21 protein-coding genes are annotated in these 18,951 nt (G+C 74.0%); 5 read left to right on the forward strand and 16 right to left on the reverse strand.

What is annotated here, in order from left to right; translation table 11 throughout:
• Positions 1 to 3: 3 nt before the first annotated feature.
• From ACF061_RS01200 to ACF061_RS01215, 4 genes are read left to right on the forward strand one after another with little or no spacing between them, the layout of a single operon-like run.
• Positions 4 to 1,236, forward strand: a complete 1,233-nt coding sequence (locus ACF061_RS01200; RefSeq protein WP_392264685.1) for an ADP-ribosylglycohydrolase family protein — start codon at positions 4 to 6, stop codon at positions 1,234 to 1,236.
• Positions 1,224 to 2,603, forward strand: coding sequence for an ADP-ribosylglycohydrolase family protein (locus tag ACF061_RS01205; RefSeq protein WP_392264686.1), 1,380 nt, complete (start codon positions 1,224 to 1,226; stop codon positions 2,601 to 2,603). The genes ACF061_RS01200 and ACF061_RS01205 overlap by 13 nt, the downstream gene beginning before the upstream one ends.
• Complete coding sequence (locus ACF061_RS01210) at positions 2,600 to 3,886, forward strand: CaiB/BaiF CoA transferase family protein (protein ID WP_392264687.1); 1,287 nt, start codon at positions 2,600 to 2,602, stop codon at positions 3,884 to 3,886. The genes ACF061_RS01205 and ACF061_RS01210 overlap by 4 nt, the downstream gene beginning before the upstream one ends.
• Positions 3,883 to 4,737: an HpcH/HpaI aldolase/citrate lyase family protein gene (locus ACF061_RS01215; protein ID WP_392264688.1), complete on the forward strand. Its 855-nt coding sequence runs from the start codon at positions 3,883 to 3,885 to the stop codon at positions 4,735 to 4,737. Before ACF061_RS01210 ends, ACF061_RS01215 begins: the two co-directional genes overlap by 4 nt.
• Before the next feature lie 252 nt (positions 4,738 to 4,989).
• On the opposite strand, the gene lgt is transcribed toward ACF061_RS01215, so the two are convergent.
• The 11 genes from lgt to hisI all read right to left on the reverse strand — a co-directional run bounded on the left by lgt (position 4,990) and on the right by hisI (position 14,220).
• Positions 4,990 to 6,090 (reverse strand): prolipoprotein diacylglyceryl transferase, encoded by a 1,101-nt coding sequence (gene lgt, locus ACF061_RS01220; RefSeq protein ID WP_392264689.1) that lies wholly within the window; start codon positions 6,088 to 6,090, stop codon positions 4,990 to 4,992.
• A gap of 129 nt (positions 6,091 to 6,219) precedes the next feature.
• On the reverse strand, positions 6,220 to 6,993 hold the full coding sequence (locus ACF061_RS01225; RefSeq protein WP_392264690.1) for a DsbA family protein: 774 nt from the start codon (positions 6,991 to 6,993) through the stop codon (positions 6,220 to 6,222).
• 129 nt (positions 6,994 to 7,122) lie between these two features.
• Positions 7,123 to 7,941 carry a tryptophan synthase subunit alpha gene (gene trpA / locus ACF061_RS01230; RefSeq protein WP_392264691.1) on the reverse strand — a complete coding sequence of 273 codons (819 nt, stop codon included), beginning with the start codon at positions 7,939 to 7,941 and terminating at the stop codon, positions 7,123 to 7,125.
• On the reverse strand, positions 7,938 to 9,221 hold the full coding sequence (gene trpB, locus ACF061_RS01235) for a tryptophan synthase subunit beta (protein WP_392264692.1): 1,284 nt from the start codon (positions 9,219 to 9,221) through the stop codon (positions 7,938 to 7,940). The genes trpA and trpB overlap by 4 nt, the downstream gene beginning before the upstream one ends.
• Positions 9,222 to 9,321: 100 nt before the next feature.
• The gene (trpM, locus tag ACF061_RS01240; RefSeq protein WP_392264693.1) at positions 9,322 to 9,522 is read right to left on the reverse strand and encodes a tryptophan biosynthesis modulator TrpM; all 201 of its coding nucleotides are present in this window, start codon (positions 9,520 to 9,522) and stop codon (positions 9,322 to 9,324) included.
• 46 nt (positions 9,523 to 9,568) lie between these two features.
• On the reverse strand, positions 9,569 to 10,378 hold the full coding sequence (trpC, locus tag ACF061_RS01245; protein ID WP_392264694.1) for an indole-3-glycerol phosphate synthase TrpC: 810 nt from the start codon (positions 10,376 to 10,378) through the stop codon (positions 9,569 to 9,571).
• A 172-nt stretch (positions 10,379 to 10,550) separates the two neighbouring features.
• Positions 10,551 to 11,003: a DUF2752 domain-containing protein gene (locus ACF061_RS01250; protein WP_392264695.1), complete on the reverse strand. Its 453-nt coding sequence runs from the start codon at positions 11,001 to 11,003 to the stop codon at positions 10,551 to 10,553.
• Positions 11,004 to 11,127: 124 nt separating this feature from the next.
• Entirely contained in the window at positions 11,128 to 11,376 is a 249-nt protein-coding gene (locus tag ACF061_RS01255) for an HGxxPAAW family protein (RefSeq protein ID WP_392264696.1), read from the reverse strand.
• A gap of 141 nt (positions 11,377 to 11,517) precedes the next feature.
• The gene (locus ACF061_RS01260; protein WP_392264697.1) at positions 11,518 to 12,165 is read right to left on the reverse strand and encodes a TIGR02234 family membrane protein; all 648 of its coding nucleotides are present in this window, start codon (positions 12,163 to 12,165) and stop codon (positions 11,518 to 11,520) included.
• Between the two features lie 70 nt (positions 12,166 to 12,235).
• Entirely contained in the window at positions 12,236 to 13,741 is a 1,506-nt protein-coding gene (locus tag ACF061_RS01265) for an anthranilate synthase component I (RefSeq protein ID WP_392264698.1), read from the reverse strand.
• Between the two features lie 11 nt (positions 13,742 to 13,752).
• Complete coding sequence (hisI, locus tag ACF061_RS01270; protein ID WP_392264699.1) at positions 13,753 to 14,220, reverse strand: phosphoribosyl-AMP cyclohydrolase; 468 nt, start codon at positions 14,218 to 14,220, stop codon at positions 13,753 to 13,755.
• Between the two features lie 136 nt (positions 14,221 to 14,356).
• Here hisI and ACF061_RS01275 point away from each other — a divergent pair, with 136 nt between their 5' ends.
• The gene (locus ACF061_RS01275; RefSeq protein WP_392264700.1) at positions 14,357 to 14,992 is read left to right on the forward strand and encodes a TIGR03085 family metal-binding protein; all 636 of its coding nucleotides are present in this window, start codon (positions 14,357 to 14,359) and stop codon (positions 14,990 to 14,992) included.
• A 14-nt stretch (positions 14,993 to 15,006) separates the two neighbouring features.
• Here the strand turns inward: ACF061_RS01275 and ACF061_RS01280 are convergent, their stop codons facing one another.
• From ACF061_RS01280 to priA, 5 genes are all read right to left on the reverse strand, one after another.
• On the reverse strand, positions 15,007 to 16,260 hold the full coding sequence (locus ACF061_RS01280) for an MFS transporter (protein WP_392264701.1): 1,254 nt from the start codon (positions 16,258 to 16,260) through the stop codon (positions 15,007 to 15,009).
• A gap of 13 nt (positions 16,261 to 16,273) precedes the next feature.
• Positions 16,274 to 16,861, reverse strand: a complete 588-nt coding sequence (locus tag ACF061_RS01285; RefSeq protein ID WP_392264702.1) for an ArsR/SmtB family transcription factor — start codon at positions 16,859 to 16,861, stop codon at positions 16,274 to 16,276.
• Between the two features lie 210 nt (positions 16,862 to 17,071).
• Positions 17,072 to 17,827 (reverse strand): imidazole glycerol phosphate synthase subunit HisF, encoded by a 756-nt coding sequence (hisF, locus tag ACF061_RS01290; protein ID WP_392264703.1) that lies wholly within the window; start codon positions 17,825 to 17,827, stop codon positions 17,072 to 17,074.
• A complete protein-coding gene (locus ACF061_RS01295) occupies positions 17,824 to 18,228 on the reverse strand; it encodes a RidA family protein (RefSeq protein ID WP_392264704.1) in 405 nt (134 codons plus the stop codon). The genes hisF and ACF061_RS01295 overlap by 4 nt, the downstream gene beginning before the upstream one ends.
• Positions 18,225 to 18,950, reverse strand: coding sequence for a bifunctional 1-(5-phosphoribosyl)-5-((5-phosphoribosylamino)methylideneamino)imidazole-4-carboxamide isomerase/phosphoribosylanthranilate isomerase PriA (gene priA, locus ACF061_RS01300; RefSeq protein ID WP_392264705.1), 726 nt, complete (start codon positions 18,948 to 18,950; stop codon positions 18,225 to 18,227). The genes ACF061_RS01295 and priA overlap by 4 nt, the downstream gene beginning before the upstream one ends.
• Position 18,951 lies beyond the last annotated feature (1 nt).

Below are 18,951 nucleotides of genomic sequence, written 5' to 3' on the forward strand. Positions count from 1 at the left end.
GGCATGACGCCCAAAGGACAAGAAAACCGGGGAACCGGCCGTGCGGCGGAAGCCGGCGACCCGGCGACCCGCGACCTGGAACCCGGCGACGCGGGTCTGGCGGAGCGGATCACCGGAGCGCTGGTCGGCGCGGCCGTCGGCGACGCGCTCGGCGGCCCCGTCGAGGGCTACTCCCCCGACCAGATCCTGCAGCGCCACGGCAGCCGGATCCACGGCGTGGTCGGCCCCTGGCACGGCGACGACTGGCGCACCGCCCGCCCCGTCGCGCCGTACCACAAGGGAGATGGCCACGTCACCGACGACACCTTGATGACCCACGCGCTGGTACGGGTCTACGCGCGGGTCCGCGACCACCTCGACGCCTACGCCGTCGCCGGCCACCTGGTCCCCGACCTGATGACGAACCCGCGCTGGATCCCCGAGCTGGAGACGGAGGCGCTGCCCCTGCACCGGGTCTTCCTGGCGGAGAAGTGGCTGGTGGCGCGGCTGCACTACGGTCATGTGGACCCACGCGAGGCCGGCGTCGGCAACATCGTCAACTGCGGTGCCGCGATGTACATGGCGCCGGTCGGCCTGGTCAACGCGGCCGACCCGCGGGCCGCGTACGCCGAGGCGCTGGACGTCGCGGGCGCCCACCAGTCGTCCTACGGCCGTGAGGCGGCGGGCGTCCTGGCCGCCGGGGTGGCGGCGGCGTGCGCGCCCGGGGCCACCCCGGACTCGGTGGTCGCGGCATGCCTGTCCCTGGCGAAGGACGGCACCCGGGAGGCGATCGAGGCGGTCTGCGAAGCCGCCGCCCGCTGCCCCGACTTCGAGTCCGCGCTGGGACCGCTGCGGGCGGCCGTCGCGCCGTACGACACGGTGGGCCCCGACTACCGCGCCCCCTCGCTGGGCGCCCGGCGCCCGTCCCGGCTGCACGCCGTCGAGGAACTGCCGGTCGCGCTCGGCATGCTGACGGTGGCCCGCGGCGATTTCCGGCATGCCGTGCTCGGCGCGGTGAACTACGGCCGCGACTGCGACTCCATCGCGACGATGGCCGGCGCGCTGGCCGGCGCTCTGGGTTCGGCGGTCCCGCGCGAGTGGTCGAAGACGGTGGCGGAGGCCAGCCGGCTGGACCTGTGGGAACCGGCGCGCACGCTGACCGGGGTGACCCGGGAGGTCTTCGAGAAGGACGTACGACGGCGGCGCGCCCACGAGCGGGCGTTCGCCGGGATGGGAGGCCCGCGATGCTCCGACTGACCTGGGTCCAGCCGGAGGACCTGCTCGGCCACGAGCTGCGCCAGGCGGCGCAGGACGGCCGCGAACCGAAGGCGATCGCCGCACGGTGGCGGGCGGCGGGCGGCCCCGAGGCCCCGGTCCGGTCGGGAGCCTCACCGCAGCCCGCCTCCCGTTACCTGCGCCTGCTCGCCAAGGACCTCCTGGACGAACTCGCCGAACTGCCGAGCGCTCTGGCCGACGCCGAACCGACCGACCTGGACCGGATCAAGGCGCTGTGCCCGAACTGGCCGGCGACGCGCCCGGCGGCCGGGACGGCCGCGGGACCGGCCCTGGGCCAGGACCGGCTGGAAGCCGCCTGGCTGGGCCGGGCGGTGGGCTGCCTGCTCGGCAAACCCGTCGAGAAGCTCCCCCTGGACGGCATCCGCCAACTCGCCCGGGCCACCGGCAACTGGCCCCTGACCACCTGGTTCACCGGTCGCGGCGTCCCGGAGGACCTGGCCGCGAAGTACCCCTGGAACCGCCGCTCGGCGACCACCTCCCTCGCCGAGAACATCGACGGCATGCCCGAGGACGACGACCTCGACTACCCGCTGCTCAACCTGCTCCTGCTGCGGCGCCACGGCAGGCACTTCACCACCGACGACGTGGCCCGGCTCTGGCTGGACGAACTCCCCGCCGGACGCACCTTCACCGCCGAACGCGTCGCCTACCGCAACCTCCTGCTCGGCATCGACCCGCCGCGCACCGCCCGCCACCGCAACCCGTTCCGGGAGTGGATCGGCGCTCTGATCCGCGCCGACGTGCACGGCTGGACCAACCCGGGCGACCCGGCGTCCGCCGCCGAGCAGGCACACCGCGACGCCATCCTCACGCACACCGCGAACGGCGTCCACGCGGCGATGTTCGCCGCCGCCGTCATCGCGGCCGCGGCGACCGGCGCCCACGACGTCCACTCCTGCCTGGCCACCGGCCTGACCGTCGTGCCCCCCGGTTCCCGGCTCGCCCGCGCGGTCCGGCACGCCGTCCGACTGGCCGGCGCCCACGAGGACTTCGACACGGTCGTGGACGAACTGCACGCCGCCCACTCCGCCACCTACCACTGGGTCCACGCCGTCCCCAACACCGCGCTGATCGCCGCCGCCCTCACCCACGCGGACGGCGACTTCACCGGCTCCGTCTGCCGGGCGGTGTCCGGTGGCTGGGACACCGACTCCAACGGTGCCACGGCCGGATCCGTCGCCGCTCTCCTGGCCGGTTCCCCCGCCGCGCTGCCCGAGGGCTGGACGGCCCCGCTGAAGAACCGGCTGGCCACGTCCATCGGCGACTTCAACGGCATCGGCTTCGACGCCCTGGCCCGGCTCACCCACCAGGAGGCGTCACGCCCATGACGCCGCACCCACCCGGCCCGAGGACCACGCCGCCCGCCGACCCGCCCTCCGACCCGGAGTCCGGTTCGGAGTCCGGGCCGCAGGCCGCCGCGCGGTCCGGACCGCCCCTCGCCGGACTGCGTGTCCTGGATCTCGCCACCCTCTTCGCCGGACCGATCGCCGCCACCATGCTCGGTGACTTCGGCGCCGAGGTCGTCAAGGTCGAGCACCCGGCCAAGCCGGACCCGGCACGCGGCCACGGCCCGTCCAAGAACGGCGTCGGCCTGTGGTGGAAACTGCTGGGCCGCAACAAACGCACCATCACCCTGGACCTGTCCCGGCCCAAGGGCCGCGCGACCCTGCTGCGCCTGGCCGCCACCGCGGACGTGATCGTGGAGAACTTCCGCCCGGGCACCCTGGAGAAGTGGGAGCTGGGCTGGCCGGAGCTGTCGGCCGCCAACCCGCGCCTGGTCCTCGCCCGGGTCACCGGCTTCGGCCAGTTCGGCCCGTACGCGCCCCGGCCCGGCTTCGGCACCCTGGCCGAGGCGATGAGCGGCTTCGCCGCGATCACCGGCGAACCGGACGCCCCGCCCACGCTTCCGCCGTTCGGGCTCGCCGACTCGATCGCGGGCCTGGCCACGGCGTACGCGGTGATGACCGCGCTCGCGGCCCGGGAGCGCACCGGAAAGGGCCAGATCGTCGACATGGCGATCATCGAGCCGATCCTGACCGTCCTCGGCCCGCAGCCCCTCTGGTACGACCAGCTGGGCTACGTCCAGCCGCGCACCGGCAACCGCACCCAGAACAACGCCCCGCGCAACACCTACCGCACCTCGGACGGCACCTGGGTCGCCGTCTCCACCTCGGCCCAGTCGGTGGCGGAACGCGTGATGCGCCTGGTGGGGCGCCCCGAGCTGATCGACGAGCCGTGGTTCGCGACCGGCACGGACCGGGCCGCCCACGCCGACGTGCTCGACGAGGCGGTCGGCGGCTGGATCGCCCGGCACAGCCGTACCGAGGTCCTGGCCGCCTTCGAGAAGGCCCAGGCGGCCATCGCCCCGATCCAGGACGTCCGGGACGTGATGGCCGACCCGCAGTACCAGGCCTTGGGCACCCTCACCACGCTGCACGACCCGGAGCTCGGCCGGCTGCGCATGCAGAACGTCCTCTTCCGGCTCTCCGCCACACCCGGCGCGATCCGCTGGGCGGGCCGACCGCACGGCGCGGACACGGACGCGGTGCTGACCGAGCTGGGCCTCACCCCGGAGGAGCTGGCCGCGCTGCGCGCGGAGGGCGTCCTGTGACGGCCACCGTCCCCCTCCCGCTCACCTGGCTGTACGTTCCCGGCGACCGGCCGAACGTCGTCGCCAAGGCGCTGGCCTCGGGCGCCGACGTGGTGGTGATCGACCTGGAGGACGCGGTCGCCCCGGACCGCAAGGAGTACGCCCGCGCCGCCACGGCCGAACTGCTGACCGAGCCACCGCCCGTCCCGGTCCATGTGCGCGTCAACACGGTCGACGGACCGCTGGCCGCCGCGGACCTGGCGGCGGTGGCTCCCCGGCCGGGCCTGACCGGGCTGCGGCTGCCGAAGGTGACCTCGGCGGAGCAGGTGGCACGGGTCGCGGCGGCGACGGCCGGGGCGGACCCGCCGCCGCCCGACGGCTCCGGTCCCCCGCTCTACGCCCTGCTGGAGACCGCCCTCGCCATCGAACGCGCCTACGCCATCGCCTCCGCGCACCCGTCCGTGCGGGGCATCTCGATCGGCGAGACGGATCTCCGTGCCGACCTCGGGGTGCGGCAGGACACGGGCCTCGACTGGTGCCGCGCCCGGGTCGTCGTCGCCGCCCGCGCGGCGGGGCTCGCCCCGCCCGCGCAGTCCGTGCACCCCGACATCCGGGACCTGGAGGGGCTCGCGGCCTCCTGCGCCCACGGCCGCGCCCTGGGCTTCCTCGGCCGCGCCGCCATCCATCCCCGCCAGCTGCCGATCATCGAACGCGCCTATCTGCCGACCGACCGCGAGCTGGAGGAGGCCGAGACGGTCGTCAAGGCGGCCGCCACGGACCGGGGCGCCCAGGCGCTCGCCGACGGCCGCTTCATCGACGCGGCGGTGGTCGCGGCGGCCCGGCGCACCCTGGCGCTGGCCCACAGATGCTGACCGCGTGCGACGAGGGCGCCCATGCCACGGGACCGGCCACACGTCGTGGTTCCGGCCGCACCGCATGGGACCGCGGCCGTAGGTCGTGGGACCAGCCGTACGTCGTGGGAGCGGCCGCACGCCGTGGGAGCGGCCGCACGCCGTGGGACCGGCCGCACGCCGTGGGACCGGCACCGCGGAACGGGTCCGGCCTCGTGCGACGAGGGCGCCCCCGGCAGTCCGGGAGCGCCCTCGTGTGCCTACGACCGTCCGTCAGCTCTTCTTCGCCGACCCGGCCCCGTCCTTGAGTCCGGCGTCCTCCGGGTCAGCGTCCTGCGGGGCGGTGTCCTTCGAGCCCGTGCCCTTCGGTTCGGTGTCCTTCGAGCCGCTGCCCTTCGGTTCGGTGTCCTGAGGGTCGCCGTCCCCGCTCTCCGGCGCCTTCTTCGCCCCGGCCGTGACCTGGGCCCTGGCCTTCGCCCGGTCGTCGGCGTCGGCGTCGGCCGCCTTCTCGCCCGTCTCCGTCCCGGCCTCGGTCCCGGCGCCCTCGCCGTCGGCGGACGCGCCCCGCTCGATCTCGGTCTCCCGGCCCGGCCGCTTCTTCGACGACACCCAGATGTAGGTCACCGCGAGCAGGAAGACGATCAGCGCGGTCCAGTCGTTGAGCCGGATGCCCAGGAAGTGGTGGGCGTCGTCGACGCGCATGTACTCGATCCAGCCGCGGCCCACGCAGTACGCGGCGACGTACAGCGCGAACGCCCGGCCGTGGCCCAGCTTGAAGCGGCGGTCGGCCCAGATGACCAGGAGACCGACGCCGACGCACCACAGCGACTCGTACAGGAAGGTCGGGTGGTAGTACCCCGGCACCCGGCCGTCCGCCGACGAGGTGATGTGCAGCGCCCATGGAACGTGCGTCTCCCGGCCGTAGAGCTCCTGGTTGAACCAGTTGCCCCAGCGGCCGATCGCCTGGGCGAAGGCGATGCCCGGCGCCACGGCGTCGGCGTAGGCGGGCATCGGGACGCCCCGGCGCCGGGCGCCGATCCACGCGCCCAGCGCGCCGAGCGCGATCGCGCCCCAGATGCCGAGGCCGCCCTCCCACACCTTGAAGGCGTTCACCCAGTCACGGCCGTCACCGAAGTACAGCTCGTAGTCCGTGATCACGTGGTAGAGCCGGCCGCCGACCAGGCCGAACGGCACGGCCCAGACGGCGATGTCGGCCACCGTGCCGGCCCGGCCGCCACGCGCGACCCAGCGCCTGTTGCCGAGCCAGACGGCGACGAAGACGCCGATGATGATGCAGAACGCATAGCCGCGCAGCGGAATCGGTCCGAGGTACAGCACCCCGCGCGACGGGCTGGGAATGTAGGCAAGTTCCATGGCAGGGTCGACGCTACCGCAGCCGGAGCGGGCCCACGGCAGCCAGTCCGGCAACGGGTCCATAACAGGCCCCCGCCGCCACCCGGCCCCGCCGCCCGCCGCGACGCTCACCGCTCGCCCGGGCCCCGCTCATCCTTTGCCCGCCCCTTCCACCATCTGCTTCAGCTTCGCCGGGGTCATGGTCCGGTCCTGTGCGATGTTCTTCCCGTTCAGCAGGACGGTCGGGGTACCCGAGAAGCCGCCGGCCTGGAACGCCTTGTTGGACTTGTCGACCCAGCCGTCGTGCGTCCCGCTCTCGACGCACTTCCGGAAGGCCGGTGTGTCCAGGCCGTTCACCTTGCCGGCGAGCTGGATCAGCTTGCCGTTGTCGGCGAACGCGTCGTCCGTCTCCTTGGGCTGGTTGTCGTAGAGCACGTCGTGGAAGCCGGAGAACCTTCCGGCGTCCTGGGCGCAGGCGGCGGCGTTGGCGGAGCGCAGCGAGCCGGTGCCGCCGAGGTTGTCGTCGATCAGCCTGACCAGGTGGTACTCGATCCGGAGCTTGCCGGAGCCGGTCAGCTGGTGGAGCGTCGAGCGGTACGTCGACTCGAAGGCCTGGCAGGCCGGGCAGCGGAAGTCCTCCCACACCGTGAGCGTCGTCCTGGCGCCGTCCTTGCCGACCGGGATCGCGAGGCTGTCCTTGCCCTGCGCCCCCGAGGGCACCACGACCGGGCCCGCGCCGCGGCTCTTGCTCTTGCCGGAGTTCGCGGCGAGCACGCCGATCACCGTCGCGAGGCCCAGCACACAGACCACGCTCGCGGCCACGATCAGCGTGCGCCGCCGCCGGTCCGAGGCCTTCTGCTTCTCGCGCTCGACCGCCAGCCGCTGACGGGCGGTGCGCTTTGCGTCATGGTTCTTCTCGCTCACACCACCAGAACGAACCGGGGAGGCGCATTGCGCCTCCCCGGTCCCATGACCACTCCTTCGGGTGACCCGCGGTCCCACCGTGCGCCGACGGCGGTGCCGTTCGGCGCGGGCGGGCCGCGATCCGGGCCGCTACGGCTTTCCGCGCACCCCGGCCGCCAGCTCGCCCGCGAGCGCGCGGACGGCCTCGATGCCGGCCGCGTGGTCCGGGGCGTCCAGCATCAGCTTGACGAACGCCGAGCCGACGATCACCCCGTCGGCGAAGCCGGCGACCTCCGCGGCCTGGGCGGGGTTGGAGACCCCGAGGCCGACGCAGACGGGCAGGTCGGCGCCGGTGTCCCGGGTGCGCCGCACCAGGTCCTGGGCCTGCGCGCCCACCGACTCGCGGGTGCCGGTGACGCCCATCAGCGAGGCGGCGTAGACGAAGCCGGAACCGGCCGCGGTGATCTCGGCGAGCCGTTCGTCCCTGCTGCTGGGCGCGACCACGAAGACCGTCGCGAGGCCGTGCTTGTCGGCGTGCTCCCGCCACAGGGCGGACTCCTGGACCGGCAGGTCCGGCAGGATGCACCCGGCGCCGCCCGCCTCGGCGAGCTCGGCGGTGAACCGCTCGACGCCGTAGCGGTCGATGGGGTTCCAGTAGGTCATCACGAGCACCGGCTTCCCGGTGGCCGCGTGGGCCTCGCGCACCGTGCGCATGACGTCCGCGATCCGGACGCCGCCGCGCAGGGCGATGTCGTCGGCGGTCTGGATGACCGGTCCGTCGAGGACGGGGTCGCTGTGCGGCAGGCCCACCTCCACGACGTCCGCGCCACCGTCGAAGACGGCCTTGATCGCCTCGATGCCGCCGTCCACGGTCGGGAACCCGGCCGGGAGGTAGGCGATGAGCGCGGCGCGGCCCTCCGCCCCGGCGGCGGCGAGGGTGTCGGTCAGCAGCCGGATGTTCCCGCTCACTTGGCGTCCCCCTCGATCTCGGCGGTGTCGGCTTGGTCGGCGGCCACCTCGGCGTCGGTGTCGTACAGGCCGAAGTAGCGGGCGGCGGTGTCCATGTCCTTGTCGCCGCGGCCGGAGAGGTTGACGACGATCAGCCCGTCCGGGCCGAGCTCACGGCCGACCTCCAGGGCGCCGGCCAGCGCGTGGGCGCTCTCGATCGCCGGGATGATGCCCTCGGTCCGCGACAGCAGGAGCAGGGCCCGCATCGCCGCGTCGTCGGTGACCGCGCGGTACTCGCCGCGGCCGGAGTCCTTCAGGAAGGCGTGCTCGGGGCCGATGCCGGGGTAGTCCAGGCCGGCCGAGATGGAGTACGGCTCGGTGATCTGGCCCTCGTCGTCCTGTAGGACGTAGGACCGGGAGCCGTGCAGGATGCCGGGCTCGCCGGCCGTCAGGGTCGCCGCGTGCTCGCCGGTCTCCACGCCGTGACCGGCCGGTTCGCAGCCGATCAGGCGAACGTCCTCGTCCGGGATGAAGGCGTGGAAGAGGCCGATGGCGTTGGACCCGCCGCCGACGCAGGCGACGGCGGCGTCCGGCAGTCGCCCGGCGCGCTCCAGGAGCTGACGCCGTGCCTCCACGCCGATGACCCGGTGGAAGTCGCGGACCATGGCCGGGAAGGGGTGGGGGCCCGCCACGGTGCCGAAGAGGTAGTGGGTGCGGTCGACGTTGGCGACCCAGTCCCGGAAGGCCTCGTTGATCGCGTCCTTCAGGGTGCGGCTGCCGGACTTCACGGCCACCACCTCGGCGCCGAGCATCCGCATCCGGGCCACGTTGAGGGCCTGGCGCTGGGTGTCGATCTCGCCCATGTAGATCGTGCACTCCAGGCCGAAGAGCGCGCAGGCGGTGGCGGTGGCGACGCCGTGCTGGCCGGCGCCGGTCTCCGCGATCACGCGCGTCTTGCCCATGCGCTTGGTGAGGAGCGCCTGGCCGAGCACGTTGTTGATCTTGTGGGAGCCGGTGTGGTTGAGGTCCTCGCGCTTGAGGAACACCCGGGCGCCGCCGGCGTGCTCGGCGAACCGCGGCACCTCGGTCAGGGCGCTGGGCCGGCCGGTGTAGTGGACGAGCAGGTCGTCGAGCTCGCGGGCGAACTCGGGGTCGGCCTTCGCCTTGTCGTACTCGACGGCGACCTCGTCCACGGCGGCGACGAGCGCCTCCGGGATGAACTTGCCGCCGTACGCGCCGAAGTACCCCTCGGCGCTGGGCACCTGGCCCCCGGGGTCGGGAATGAAGAACTCGCTGGGCATGCGGAAACCTCACGGTGAGTGTGCGGGAACGTGTCGCCGTGGGGAGACGGAACCGCTCGGGCCGCCGGGAACCGGCTATGGCCCGTCGCGCGCACGCGGCTCAGCGCGTGCGCGGCGGCTCCGCACCCCTGACGGGGCGCCATCGCATGCCGTTGACCTGGCCCGGTTCGTCGCCGATGACGTACCGCACCCGCCGGCCGTGCACGCGCCGCGCGGGCGCGCGGCAGCCCCGGGGCCGGCAGCCGCGCGCGAGGCGGGCGTACGGGTCCCTGACGGGCTCGGTGATCGGGAGGGTCGTCATCACGGCACACTCTACCGGTGCGCGGCCGCCTCGGTGGCGGGCGCGGTCAGCCCCGCCCGTGCCGCAGCGCGGGGTGAGCGCCGGCCGCGACCAGGTCGGCGACCGCCGTCTTGGGGTCGCGGCCGGTGACCAGCGACTCGCCGACCAGGACCGCGTCGGCGCCGGCGTTGGCGTAGGCGATCAGGTCGTGCGGGCCGCGGACGCCGGACTCGGCGACCTTGACGATGTGGTCCGGGATCTCGGGCGCCACGCGCTCGAAGGTGTCGCGGTCGACCTCGAGCGTCCTGAGGTTGCGCGCGTTGACGCCGATCACCTTGGCGCCGGCGTCCACCGCGCGCTCCACCTCGTCCTCGTCGTGAACCTCGACGAGCGGGGTCAGCCCGATGGACACCGCGCGCTCGATCAGCGACTCCAGGGCCTGCTGGTCGAGGGCGGCGACGATCAGCAGGGCGAGGTCGGCGCCGTAGGCCCGGGCCTCCCACAGCTGGTACGAGGTGACGATGAAGTCCTTGCGCAGGATCGGGATGTCCACGCGGGCGCGGACCGCCTCGAGGTCGGCCAGCGAGCCGCCGAAGCGCCGCTGCTCGGTCAGGACCGAGATGACGGAGGCGCCGCCGGCCTCGTAGTCCGCGGCGAGTCCGGCCGGGTCGGCGATCGCGGCGAGCGCGCCCTTGGAGGGGCTGGAGCGCTTGACCTCGCAGATCACCTTGACTCCGTCGCCCTTGAGCGCGGCCACCCCGTCCTTGGCGGCCGGTGCTTTCGCCGCGCGCTCCTTGAGCTCTTCGAGGCTGACGCGCGCCTGCCGTTCCGAAAGGTCGGCACGGACTCCGTCGATGATCTCGTCGAGCACACTCACGCGAGCGGCCCCCTTCCAGACGGTGGGATGTTCCAGCGGGTCGAGCGGCCCCCGGCGCCCGCTTGGCGGTGAATCGGGCGGAACCGGCGGTCACTGCGATGGTATCCGGAGCGGGAGCCGGGCCTCGCATCCGGTGGACCGCGGTCCCACCACCTGGACAGGCGCCGGCCGGTCAGGGGTGGAGCGGGCCGCCGAAGGGCAGGTTGCGGACCACGGTGAAGACCACGAGCAGCGCGATGGAGCTCCACTGGTGCACCGGCCGCGGATCGAGCCGCAGTCGCCGCCCGCGCACCGCCCGGACCACCCACACGGTCCACAGCAGGGCGCAGACCGGATAGCCCACGGCCGCCAGGGCGTTGTCCTGGAGGGCCGCGAGGAAGTCGCCGTGGACGAAGGCGTGGGCGCTGCGCAGGCCGCCGCAGCCGGGGCAGTAGAGCCCGGTGTGGCGCAGCAGGGGGCAGGCGGGGTAGTGGCCGGGCTCGTCGGGGTCCACCGTCCCGACGTACGCGAAGGCCCCCGCGGCGGCGGCCAGCACGGCGGCGGGGGCGGCGAGCCGCCCGAGGACGGAGCCCGGCGGGCGGGCCGGCGCTGTCACCGTGCGACTGTCGGCTCTCACGCCTCGCATTGTGCCCGGCGCGCGGCTCACGCGCGCGGGCGGCACCGGGGAGGGTGTCCGGCCCGGGCGCGCGTGAGGGGGCGGCACCGGGCCGCCCCCTGATTCACACCCGTACGGGTCCGCCGTACGGGTGTCAGCCCTTGGCGCCGGCCGGCTCGCCCTGGCCCGCGACCTTGTGCACCGGGTGCGCGTTCTTCTGGCCGAAGCCCATCACGCGCATGACGCCGCCCACGACGGCGCCCAGCAGCGTGAGTGCGATGCCGACCCAGAAGCCGACCGGCTGGGCCCCCACCATGAAGACGCCCGCGACGCAGAAACCGATGAAGGCGATGATGACACCGGTCCAGGCGGCCGGGGTGTGACCGTGGCTGCTGCCCGCCATGACTTGCTCCTCGTTGCTTGTACGTGTCCGAGCCGGACGCTCGAGGTCCATTGTCCCGTACCCGTGCACGGGACGTGAGCGGGGGTGGCTCCTCGCACCCGCTTCACCGCGAAGGGAAGCCGGGCCCCGGCGCGCCGCCGCTCAGGCCGGTTCGGTGCCGGTCGGGTCCTCGCCGCGGTCCAGGGCCTTCCAGAGGTCCTCGGGGCGCTCGGGGTCGACGGGCCGGGGCGCGCGGGAGCGGGGCGCGCCCGAGCGCTCGTAGCGGCCGGACATGGCGGGCCAGAGGCGGCCGTAGAGCAGGGCGAGCAGCCCGGCCAGCAGGATCAGCGCCCCGCCGGCCGCCGCGACGTAGGGCCAGCCGGTGTGGCTGAGCGCGGCGGCGGTCGCCGCGGTGTCGCCGGAGGCCCGGGCGGCCTTCTCGTCGAGCGCGCTGCCGTCGGAGGCGCCGGTGAGGGCCGCGGCGACGGTGCCCGCGCCGGAGAGCGCGAGCAGGGCGGCGACCAGGAAGCGGCCGGAGCGGCGGACGGCGAAGACGGCGACGAGCGCGGCCAGGCCCACTATGGCGAGCGCCGCGGGCACGCCCGTGACCTCGCTGCCCTTGGCGGTCAGGGGGAAGGCGCCGCCCGCCACCGTCGCGGTGCCCTCCGCCCAGCGCTGCCGGGAGGCCAGCAGCGCCACGGCCGCGCCGAGCGCGCCGCACAGCAGGGCGACGGCGAGGCTGCGGCGGCCGGACCGGACGGGGGCGGCGGCTTCGGTACGGGGGTGAGGTACGGCAGTCACGTACTCCACTATCGCCTGAACCCCGGGCGATTCGTCACCCGGGGTTCGTGTGGGGCACGTGAGAAATGCCCCACCGTTCCTACCGCGCCAGCCGGTTGGCGGTGTGCACCGCCCGCAGGACCGCGGCGGCCTTGTTGCGGCACTCGGCGTCCTCGGCCACCGGGTCGGAGTCGGCGACGATGCCGGCGCCCGCCTGGACGTAGGCCGTGCCCCCGCGCAGCAGGGCGGTGCGGATGGCGATGGCGGTGTCGGAGTCGCCCGCGAAGTCGAGGTAGCCGACGCAGCCGCCGTACAGGCCGCGCCGGGACGGTTCGAGTTCGTCGATGATCCGCATCGCGCGCGGCTTGGGCGCGCCGGACAGGGTGCCGGCCGGGAAGCAGGCGGTGAGCACGTCGAACGCGGTCCGGCCCGGCGCGACCCGTCCGGTCACGGTCGAGACGATGTGCATGACGTGCGAGTACCGCTCGACGGACATGAAGTCGACGACCTCGACGGAGCCCGGCTCGCAGACCCGTCCCAGGTCGTTGCGGCCGAGGTCGACGAGCATCAGGTGCTCGGCGCGCTCCTTGGGGTCGGCGAGGAGTTCCTCGGCGAGGGCCTGGTCCTGCTGCGGGGTGGCGCCGCGCGGCCGGGTGCCGGCGATGGGGTGCACCATGGCCCGCCCGTCCTCGACCTTCACCAGGGCCTCGGGCGAGGAGCCGACGACATCGAAGGCGTCCGAGTCCCCGCTGGGGAACCGGAACAGGTACATGTACGGCGAGGGGTTGGTGGCCCGCAGCACCCGGTAGACGTCCAGCGCGCTCGCCGTGCACGGCGTCTCGAAGCGCTGCGAGGGGACGACCTGGAAGGCCTCGCCCGCGCGGATGCGTTCCTTGACGTCCTCGACGGCGGCCCGGAAGTCCTCGCCGCCCCACCGGGCGGTGTACTCGGGCAGTTCGGACGGCGGGAGTGCCGCGGGCGGCTGGGGCACCGCCCGGGACAGGTCGGCCTCCATCGCGTCCAGGCGGGCGACGGCGTCGGCGTGGGCCTCGTCGACGCCGGTGTCGAGGTCGTTGTGGTTGATCGCGTTGGCGATCAGCAGCACCGTGCCGTCCCAGTGGTCGAGGACGGCGAGGTCGGAGGTGAGCATCATGGTCAGCTCGGGCAGCTTCAGGTCGTCCCGGTCGCCGGGGCCGATCTTCTCCAGGCGGCGCACGATGTCGTAGCCCAGGTAGCCGACCAGGCCGCCGGTGAAAGGCGGCAGGCCCAGGTCGTGGGCGAGGTCGCGGGGTGTGTGCAGCGCCTCGACGGTGGCCCGCAGCGCGGCCAGCGGGTCGCCCTCGACGGGGACGCCGACCGGCGGGGTGCCCAGCCAGTGGGCGTCGCCGTCCCGCTCGGTGAGGGTGGCGGAGCTGCGGACGCCGACGAAGGAGTACCGGGACCAGGAGCGGCCGTTCTCCGCGGACTCCAGCAGGAAGGTGCCCGGGCGCTCGGCGGCGAGCTTGCGGTAGAGCGCGACGGGGGTGTCGCCGTCGGCGAGGAGCTTGCGGGTGACCGGGATGACGCGTCGGTCGGTGGCCAGCTTGCGGAACGTCTCGAGGTCCATGGCGGCCGACCTTACTGATCCGAGGCGGGTGCGCCGGAACCGGCGCGGTCGCCGCGGGTGTCCTCCAGCAGCACGTCGGCGTCGAAGCAGGTGCGGTCGCCGGTGTGGCAGGCGGCGCCGACCTGGTCGACCTTGACCAGCAGGGTGTCGGCGTCGCAGTCCAGGGCGACGGACCTGACGTGCTGGACGTGCCCGGAGGTGTCGCCCTTGACCCAGTACTCCCGGCGGCTGCGCGACCAGTAGGTGCAGCGGCCGGTGGTCAGCGTGCGGTGCAGCGCCTCGTCGTCCATCCAGCCGAGCATCAGCACCTCTCCGGTGTCGAACTGTTGAGCGATGGCGGGGAGGAGTCCGTCGGCGCTGCGCTTGAGACGCGCGGCGATCTCGGGGTCGAGGCCGCTGGAAGGAACACCGGTGCGCGAAGCGCCTCGACGAGGGGCGGTGGCCGGGTGACGGGCGGGCGTGCCGGGCGTGCTGGTCATGGGTGCCATTGTGCCGCGCCGGACCGCCCGGGCCGGGTCCCGGTCCACTGGATGAACACGGCGGCGGCGTCCCGTCGCGGGGGCGGTGGCCGGGCGACGGGTGGGCGGGTGCGCGGCGCGGTCGTAGGCTGAGGCCATGTCGACCTTTGCCAAGCGTGAACGGCTCCTGCTCGCCGACCTCTTGGAGACCGCCGGCCCGGACGCGCCGACCCTCTGCGAGGGCTGGCGCACCCGTGACCTCGCCGCGCACGTGGTGGTGCGCGAGCGGCGTCCCGACGCGGCCGGGGGCGCGCTGATCAAGCCGCTGGCGTCCCGGCTGGAGAAGGTGCTGGAGGAGTACGCGGGGAAGCCGTACGAGGAGCTGGTCCAGCTGATCCGGACCGGGCCGCCGCGGTTCTCGCCCTTCCAGCTCAAACAGGTCGACGAGGCGGCCAACACGGTGGAGTTCTACGTCCACACGGAGGACGTCCGCCGGGCGCAGCCCGACTGGACGACGCGTGAACTCGACCCGGTCTTCCAGGAGACGCTGTGGTCCCGGCTGGAGCGCACCGCCCGGCTGCTGGGCCGGGGCATCCCGACCGGTCTGGTGCTGCGCCGGCCCAACGGGCAGACGGCCGTCGCCCACCGGGGCACTCCGGTGGTGACGGCGACCGGCGAGCCGTCGGAGCTGCTGATGTTCGCCTTCGGCCGGCAGAGCGCGGCCCGGGTGGAGCTGGAGGGCGAGCAGGCCGCGATCGAGCAGGTGTCGGGCACGAAGAAGCTGGGTTTCTGAAGCGGCGGCCCGGATCAGGGCAGCTCGGCGCGGCGCAGGTCGCGGGCTGCCAGGGCGACGACGCCACCGAGTCCGCACACCGTGGCGCTGGCGACGAACACCGGGCCGGTTCCCCAGGCTCCGACGGCGGCGGCGAACAGCGGCATGCTGAGCGGGGTCAGTCCGAGGCTCACCAGGCTGGAGACGGCGGTGACCCGCCCCAGGCAGGCGGCTTCGGCCTGGGTCTGCAGCAGCGCGCCGCACAGGGCCCCGCTGAGTCCGGCGAGGAGGCCGATCAGCACGGCCACCCCGACGGCGGCGACGACGTCCGGGACGTAGGCGAGGGCGCCGATGGCCGCGGAGCCGGCGAGGATCGCGTACGCCGCCACGTGGCCCGCGTGGGGCAGCCGGCCACGCGCGGCCAGCAGCAGCGAGGCGGTGCCGGCCCCGGTGCCGAAGCCGGCCAGCACCCAGCCCATGCCGGAGGCGCCCCAGCCGCGTTCGTCGGCCAGCAGGGTCAGGCCGACGTTGAGCGGACCGACGAAGCCGAGGTCGCCGAAGGCGATGGCCAGGATCAGGGGGGCCAGGACGCGGTGGCGGCGGATGTGGCGCAGACCGGCCACGAGGTCGCGCCAGGCGGTGGTGCGGGCCGCGTCGGCGGTTTCCCGCGGCGGCAGGTCGCGCACGCGTAGGCGCAGCAGCAGCGGCACCGACACGGCGATCAGCAGCCCGGCCAGCCCGAACGCGGCAGCCGGGCCGCCGAGGGCGATGCCGAGGCCGCCGAGCGGGGCGCCGGCGACGCTCGCGAACCGGATCGCCAGGCCCCGCATGCCCTGCACGCGTGCGAGCTGGTCCCGGCTCGTCACGCGCGCGGGCAGGGCGCCCACGGCGGGCACGAACACGGCGTCCACGGTGCCGAAGACGAGGGCGAGCAGGACGAGCGGCCACAGCCCCGGGTCGGCGAAGTACAGCAGGCCGGCGACCGCGAGGACGGCGGCGCAGCGCACGGCGTCGCTGCCGATGACGACCCGGCGCGGTCCGAACCGGTCCGCGACCACTCCCCCGCCGAGCATCAGCAGGGCCCTGGGCAGGGCGCTCACCGCCATGACGGCGCCGGCCTGCGCGGGTGACCCGGCCCGGACCGCCACCCAGGACAGGGCGAGGTAGTAGATGTTGTCGCCGACCATGGAGGCGGTGTAGGCGGCGAGCCAGCGCAGGACGTTGGCGTCGCGGTGGGCGGGGCGGCCGGCGGCCAGGGCGCCGGCGGGGGTCACGGGCACGGCGGTCAAGGCGGTGTCCCTCTCAGAGGCGGAACGGGAATCCGTACACGTGCAGCGCGACGTGCTCGCGCCCTTCGGTGTCACCGGCCGCCTCACGGGCGCGGCCCTCCTCGTCGTACTTCCTCAGCAGGTCGTGCATGTCCTTCTCCAGCCCGGCCAGTTCGTCGGCCGTCAGCCGCAGCAGCGACTCCGAGTCGTGGGCGGCCTCGTTCCACCGCGCTCCCCAGTGGGTGCGCTCGTCGAGGTAGGTGCGGTACATCTCGGCGCGCTGTTCGAGGAAGAGCCGGGAGGCCGCCAGGTGCGCCGCCACCTTCTCCGGCGCGTCCCGGAAGTCCTGGTCGCGGATGGAGACACCGTCCGAGGCGGGCTGCCACCAGCGTTCCCGCGCGTCCCCGCCGCGCTGCTCGGCCTCCTCGATCAGACCGTGCCCGGCGAGCTTGCGCAGGTGGTAGCTGACCAGCGACACCGCCTCGTCCACCTGCTCGGCCAGCTGGGACGCGGTCGCCGTCCCGGCCACGAACAGCAGCCGGTACAGCTTCAGGCGCAGCGGATGGGCGAGCGCCTTGAGCGTGCCCAGATCGGTGACGTCGCGACTCTCTTCACGTGGCATGTCCCGACCATAGATAGGAAAGAAAAACTGCACAATATTTTTTGCGCGACTTTTCTTTCGCATCAGGGGAGAGAAAGCCCCGGCCGCCTCATGGCGACCGGGGCTCGATCGGACGGGCAGGGCACCGGCGCTGCCGCGAACCACCGCCCCGGCTCCCGCACGCGCCGCCCCGGACCGACGCATCACGCGTCCAGGGCGGGCGCCACTTGGCTACCGGACGGGATGCCCCGCCGCGCGCAGCGTCTCCTTCACCTCGCCGACGCGCAGGTCGCCGAAGTGGAAGACCGACGCCGCGAGCACCGCGTCCGCGCCGGCCGCGACGGCCGGGGGGAAGTGGGCGAGGCTGCCGGCACCGCCCGAGGCGATGACCGGGACCGTGACGTGCTTGCGGACCGCCGCGATCATCTCCAGGTCGTAGCCGTCCTTGGTGCCGTCCGCGTCCATGGAGTTCAGCAGGATCTCGCCCGCGCCCAGCTCGGCCGCCCGGTGCGCCCACTCCACCGCGTCGATGCCGGTGCCGCGGCGGCCGCCGTGGGTGGTCACCTCGAAGGAGCCGGACTCGGTACGGCGCGCGTCGACCGACAGGACCAGCACCTGCCGGCCGAAGCGTTCGGCGATCTCCCGGATCAGCTCCGGGCGGGCGATCGCCGCCGTGTTGACGCCCACCTTGTCGGCGCCCGCCCGCAGCAGTCGGTCCACGTCCTCGGCCGTGCGGACGCCGCCGCCGACCGTCAACGGGATGAACACCTGCTCCGCGGTGCGGCGCACCACGTCGTACGTCGTCTCCCGGTTGCCCGAGGACGCGGTGATGTCCAGGAACGTCAGCTCGTCGGCGCCCTCGGCGTCGTACACCTTGGCCATCTCGACCGGGTCGCCCGCGTCCCGCAGGTTCTGGAAGTTGACGCCCTTGACGACCCGGCCGTTGTCCACGTCCAGGCAGGGGATGACTCGGACCGCCAGGGTCATGAATCCACGGCTCCTCTGAATGCTTCGAGTTCCACTGAGACCAGGACGCGCGGGTCGACGAAGCCCTCCACCACCAGCAGCGTCGACACCGGCCGCACCGAGTCGAACAGCTCCTTGTGGGCCCGGCCCACGTCGTCCACGTCGCGCGCGTGGCTCAGGTACATCCGGGTGCGGATCACGGACCCGATGCCGAGTCCGAACCCGCCGATCGCCTCGATGGCGGTGCTGAACGCCACCTTGGCCTGTTCGTACGGGTCCCCCTCCCCGTACAGGACATCGCCCCGGAAGGCGGTGGTGCCCGCCACCAGGACACGGTCGCCCGCCGCGACGGCGCGTGCGAAACCGAACGTGTCTTCCCAGGGAACTCCGCTCTGCACACGCCGTACGGCATCGGACGTCATGACGACACTGCCTCCAGGGCTTCCTCAAGGGTGAACGCCTTCGCGTACAGCGCCTTCCCGACGATGGCGCCCTCCACACCGAGCGGCACCAGCTCGGCGAGCGCCCGCAGGTCGGCCAGGGACGAGACGCCGCCGGAGGCCACCACCGGTCGGTCCGTCGCCGCGCAGACGTTCTTCAGCAGTTCCAGGTTGGGGCCCTGGAGGGTGCCGTCCTTGGCGATGTCGGTGACGACGTAGCGGGCGCAGCCCTCCTTGTCGAGGCGCGCCAGCGTCTCGTAGAGGTCGCCGCCGTCGCGGGTCCAGCCGCGGCCCCGCAGCGTGGTGCCGCGGACGTCCAGGCCGACCGCGATCTTGTCGCCGTGCTCGGCGATGACCTTGGCGACCCACTCGGGGGTCTCCAGGGCGGCGGTGCCGAGGTTCACCCGGGTGCAGCCGGTGGCGAGGGCGGCGGCGAGGGTGTCGTCGTCCCGGATGCCCCCGGACAGCTCCACCTTGATGTCCATCGCCCTGGCGACCTCGGCGATCAGCTCGCGGTTGTCGCCGGTGCCGAAGGCGGCGTCGAGGTCGACCAGGTGCAGCCACTCGGCGCCGGAGCGCTGCCAGGCGAGGGCGGCCTGAAGCGGTGAGCCGTAGGACGTCTCGGTCCCGGACTCGCCGTGCACGAGGCGGACGGCCTGGCCGTCACGGACGTCGACGGCGGGGAGGAGTTCGAGCTTGGCCATG

The organism is Streptomyces sp. NPDC015220, assembly GCF_043079345.1.
Taxonomy (GTDB): domain Bacteria; phylum Actinomycetota; class Actinomycetes; order Streptomycetales; family Streptomycetaceae; genus Streptomyces.

What these genes read in the sequence shown, in the direction of transcription:
- priA (WP_392264705.1), bottom strand. Translation starts at nt 18,950, where the DNA reads ATGGCCAAGCTCGAACTCCTCCCCGCCGTCGACGTCCGTGACGGCCAG.
- ACF061_RS01255 (WP_392264696.1), bottom strand. Translation starts at nt 11,376, where the DNA reads ATGGCGGGCAGCAGCCACGGTCACACCCCGGCCGCCTGGACCGGTGTC.
- ACF061_RS01205 (WP_392264686.1), top strand. Translation starts at nt 1,224, where the DNA reads ATGCTCCGACTGACCTGGGTCCAGCCGGAGGACCTGCTCGGCCACGAG.
- ACF061_RS01265 (WP_392264698.1), bottom strand. Translation starts at nt 13,741, where the DNA reads ATGGACCTCGAGACGTTCCGCAAGCTGGCCACCGACCGACGCGTCATC.
- ACF061_RS01275 (WP_392264700.1), top strand. Translation starts at nt 14,357, where the DNA reads ATGTCGACCTTTGCCAAGCGTGAACGGCTCCTGCTCGCCGACCTCTTG.
- hisF (WP_392264703.1), bottom strand. Translation starts at nt 17,827, where the DNA reads ATGACCCTGGCGGTCCGAGTCATCCCCTGCCTGGACGTGGACAACGGC.
- ACF061_RS01210 (WP_392264687.1), top strand. Translation starts at nt 2,600, where the DNA reads ATGACGCCGCACCCACCCGGCCCGAGGACCACGCCGCCCGCCGACCCG.
- ACF061_RS01200 (WP_392264685.1), top strand. Translation starts at nt 4, where the DNA reads ATGACGCCCAAAGGACAAGAAAACCGGGGAACCGGCCGTGCGGCGGAA.
- hisI (WP_392264699.1), bottom strand. Translation starts at nt 14,220, where the DNA reads ATGACCAGCACGCCCGGCACGCCCGCCCGTCACCCGGCCACCGCCCCT.
- trpM (WP_392264693.1), bottom strand. Translation starts at nt 9,522, where the DNA reads ATGACGACCCTCCCGATCACCGAGCCCGTCAGGGACCCGTACGCCCGC.
- ACF061_RS01285 (WP_392264702.1), bottom strand. Translation starts at nt 16,861, where the DNA reads ATGCCACGTGAAGAGAGTCGCGACGTCACCGATCTGGGCACGCTCAAG.
- ACF061_RS01295 (WP_392264704.1), bottom strand. Translation starts at nt 18,228, where the DNA reads ATGACGTCCGATGCCGTACGGCGTGTGCAGAGCGGAGTTCCCTGGGAA.
- trpB (WP_392264692.1), bottom strand. Translation starts at nt 9,221, where the DNA reads ATGCCCAGCGAGTTCTTCATTCCCGACCCCGGGGGCCAGGTGCCCAGC.
- ACF061_RS01250 (WP_392264695.1), bottom strand. Translation starts at nt 11,003, where the DNA reads ATGCGAGGCGTGAGAGCCGACAGTCGCACGGTGACAGCGCCGGCCCGC.
- lgt (WP_392264689.1), bottom strand. Translation starts at nt 6,090, where the DNA reads ATGGAACTTGCCTACATTCCCAGCCCGTCGCGCGGGGTGCTGTACCTC.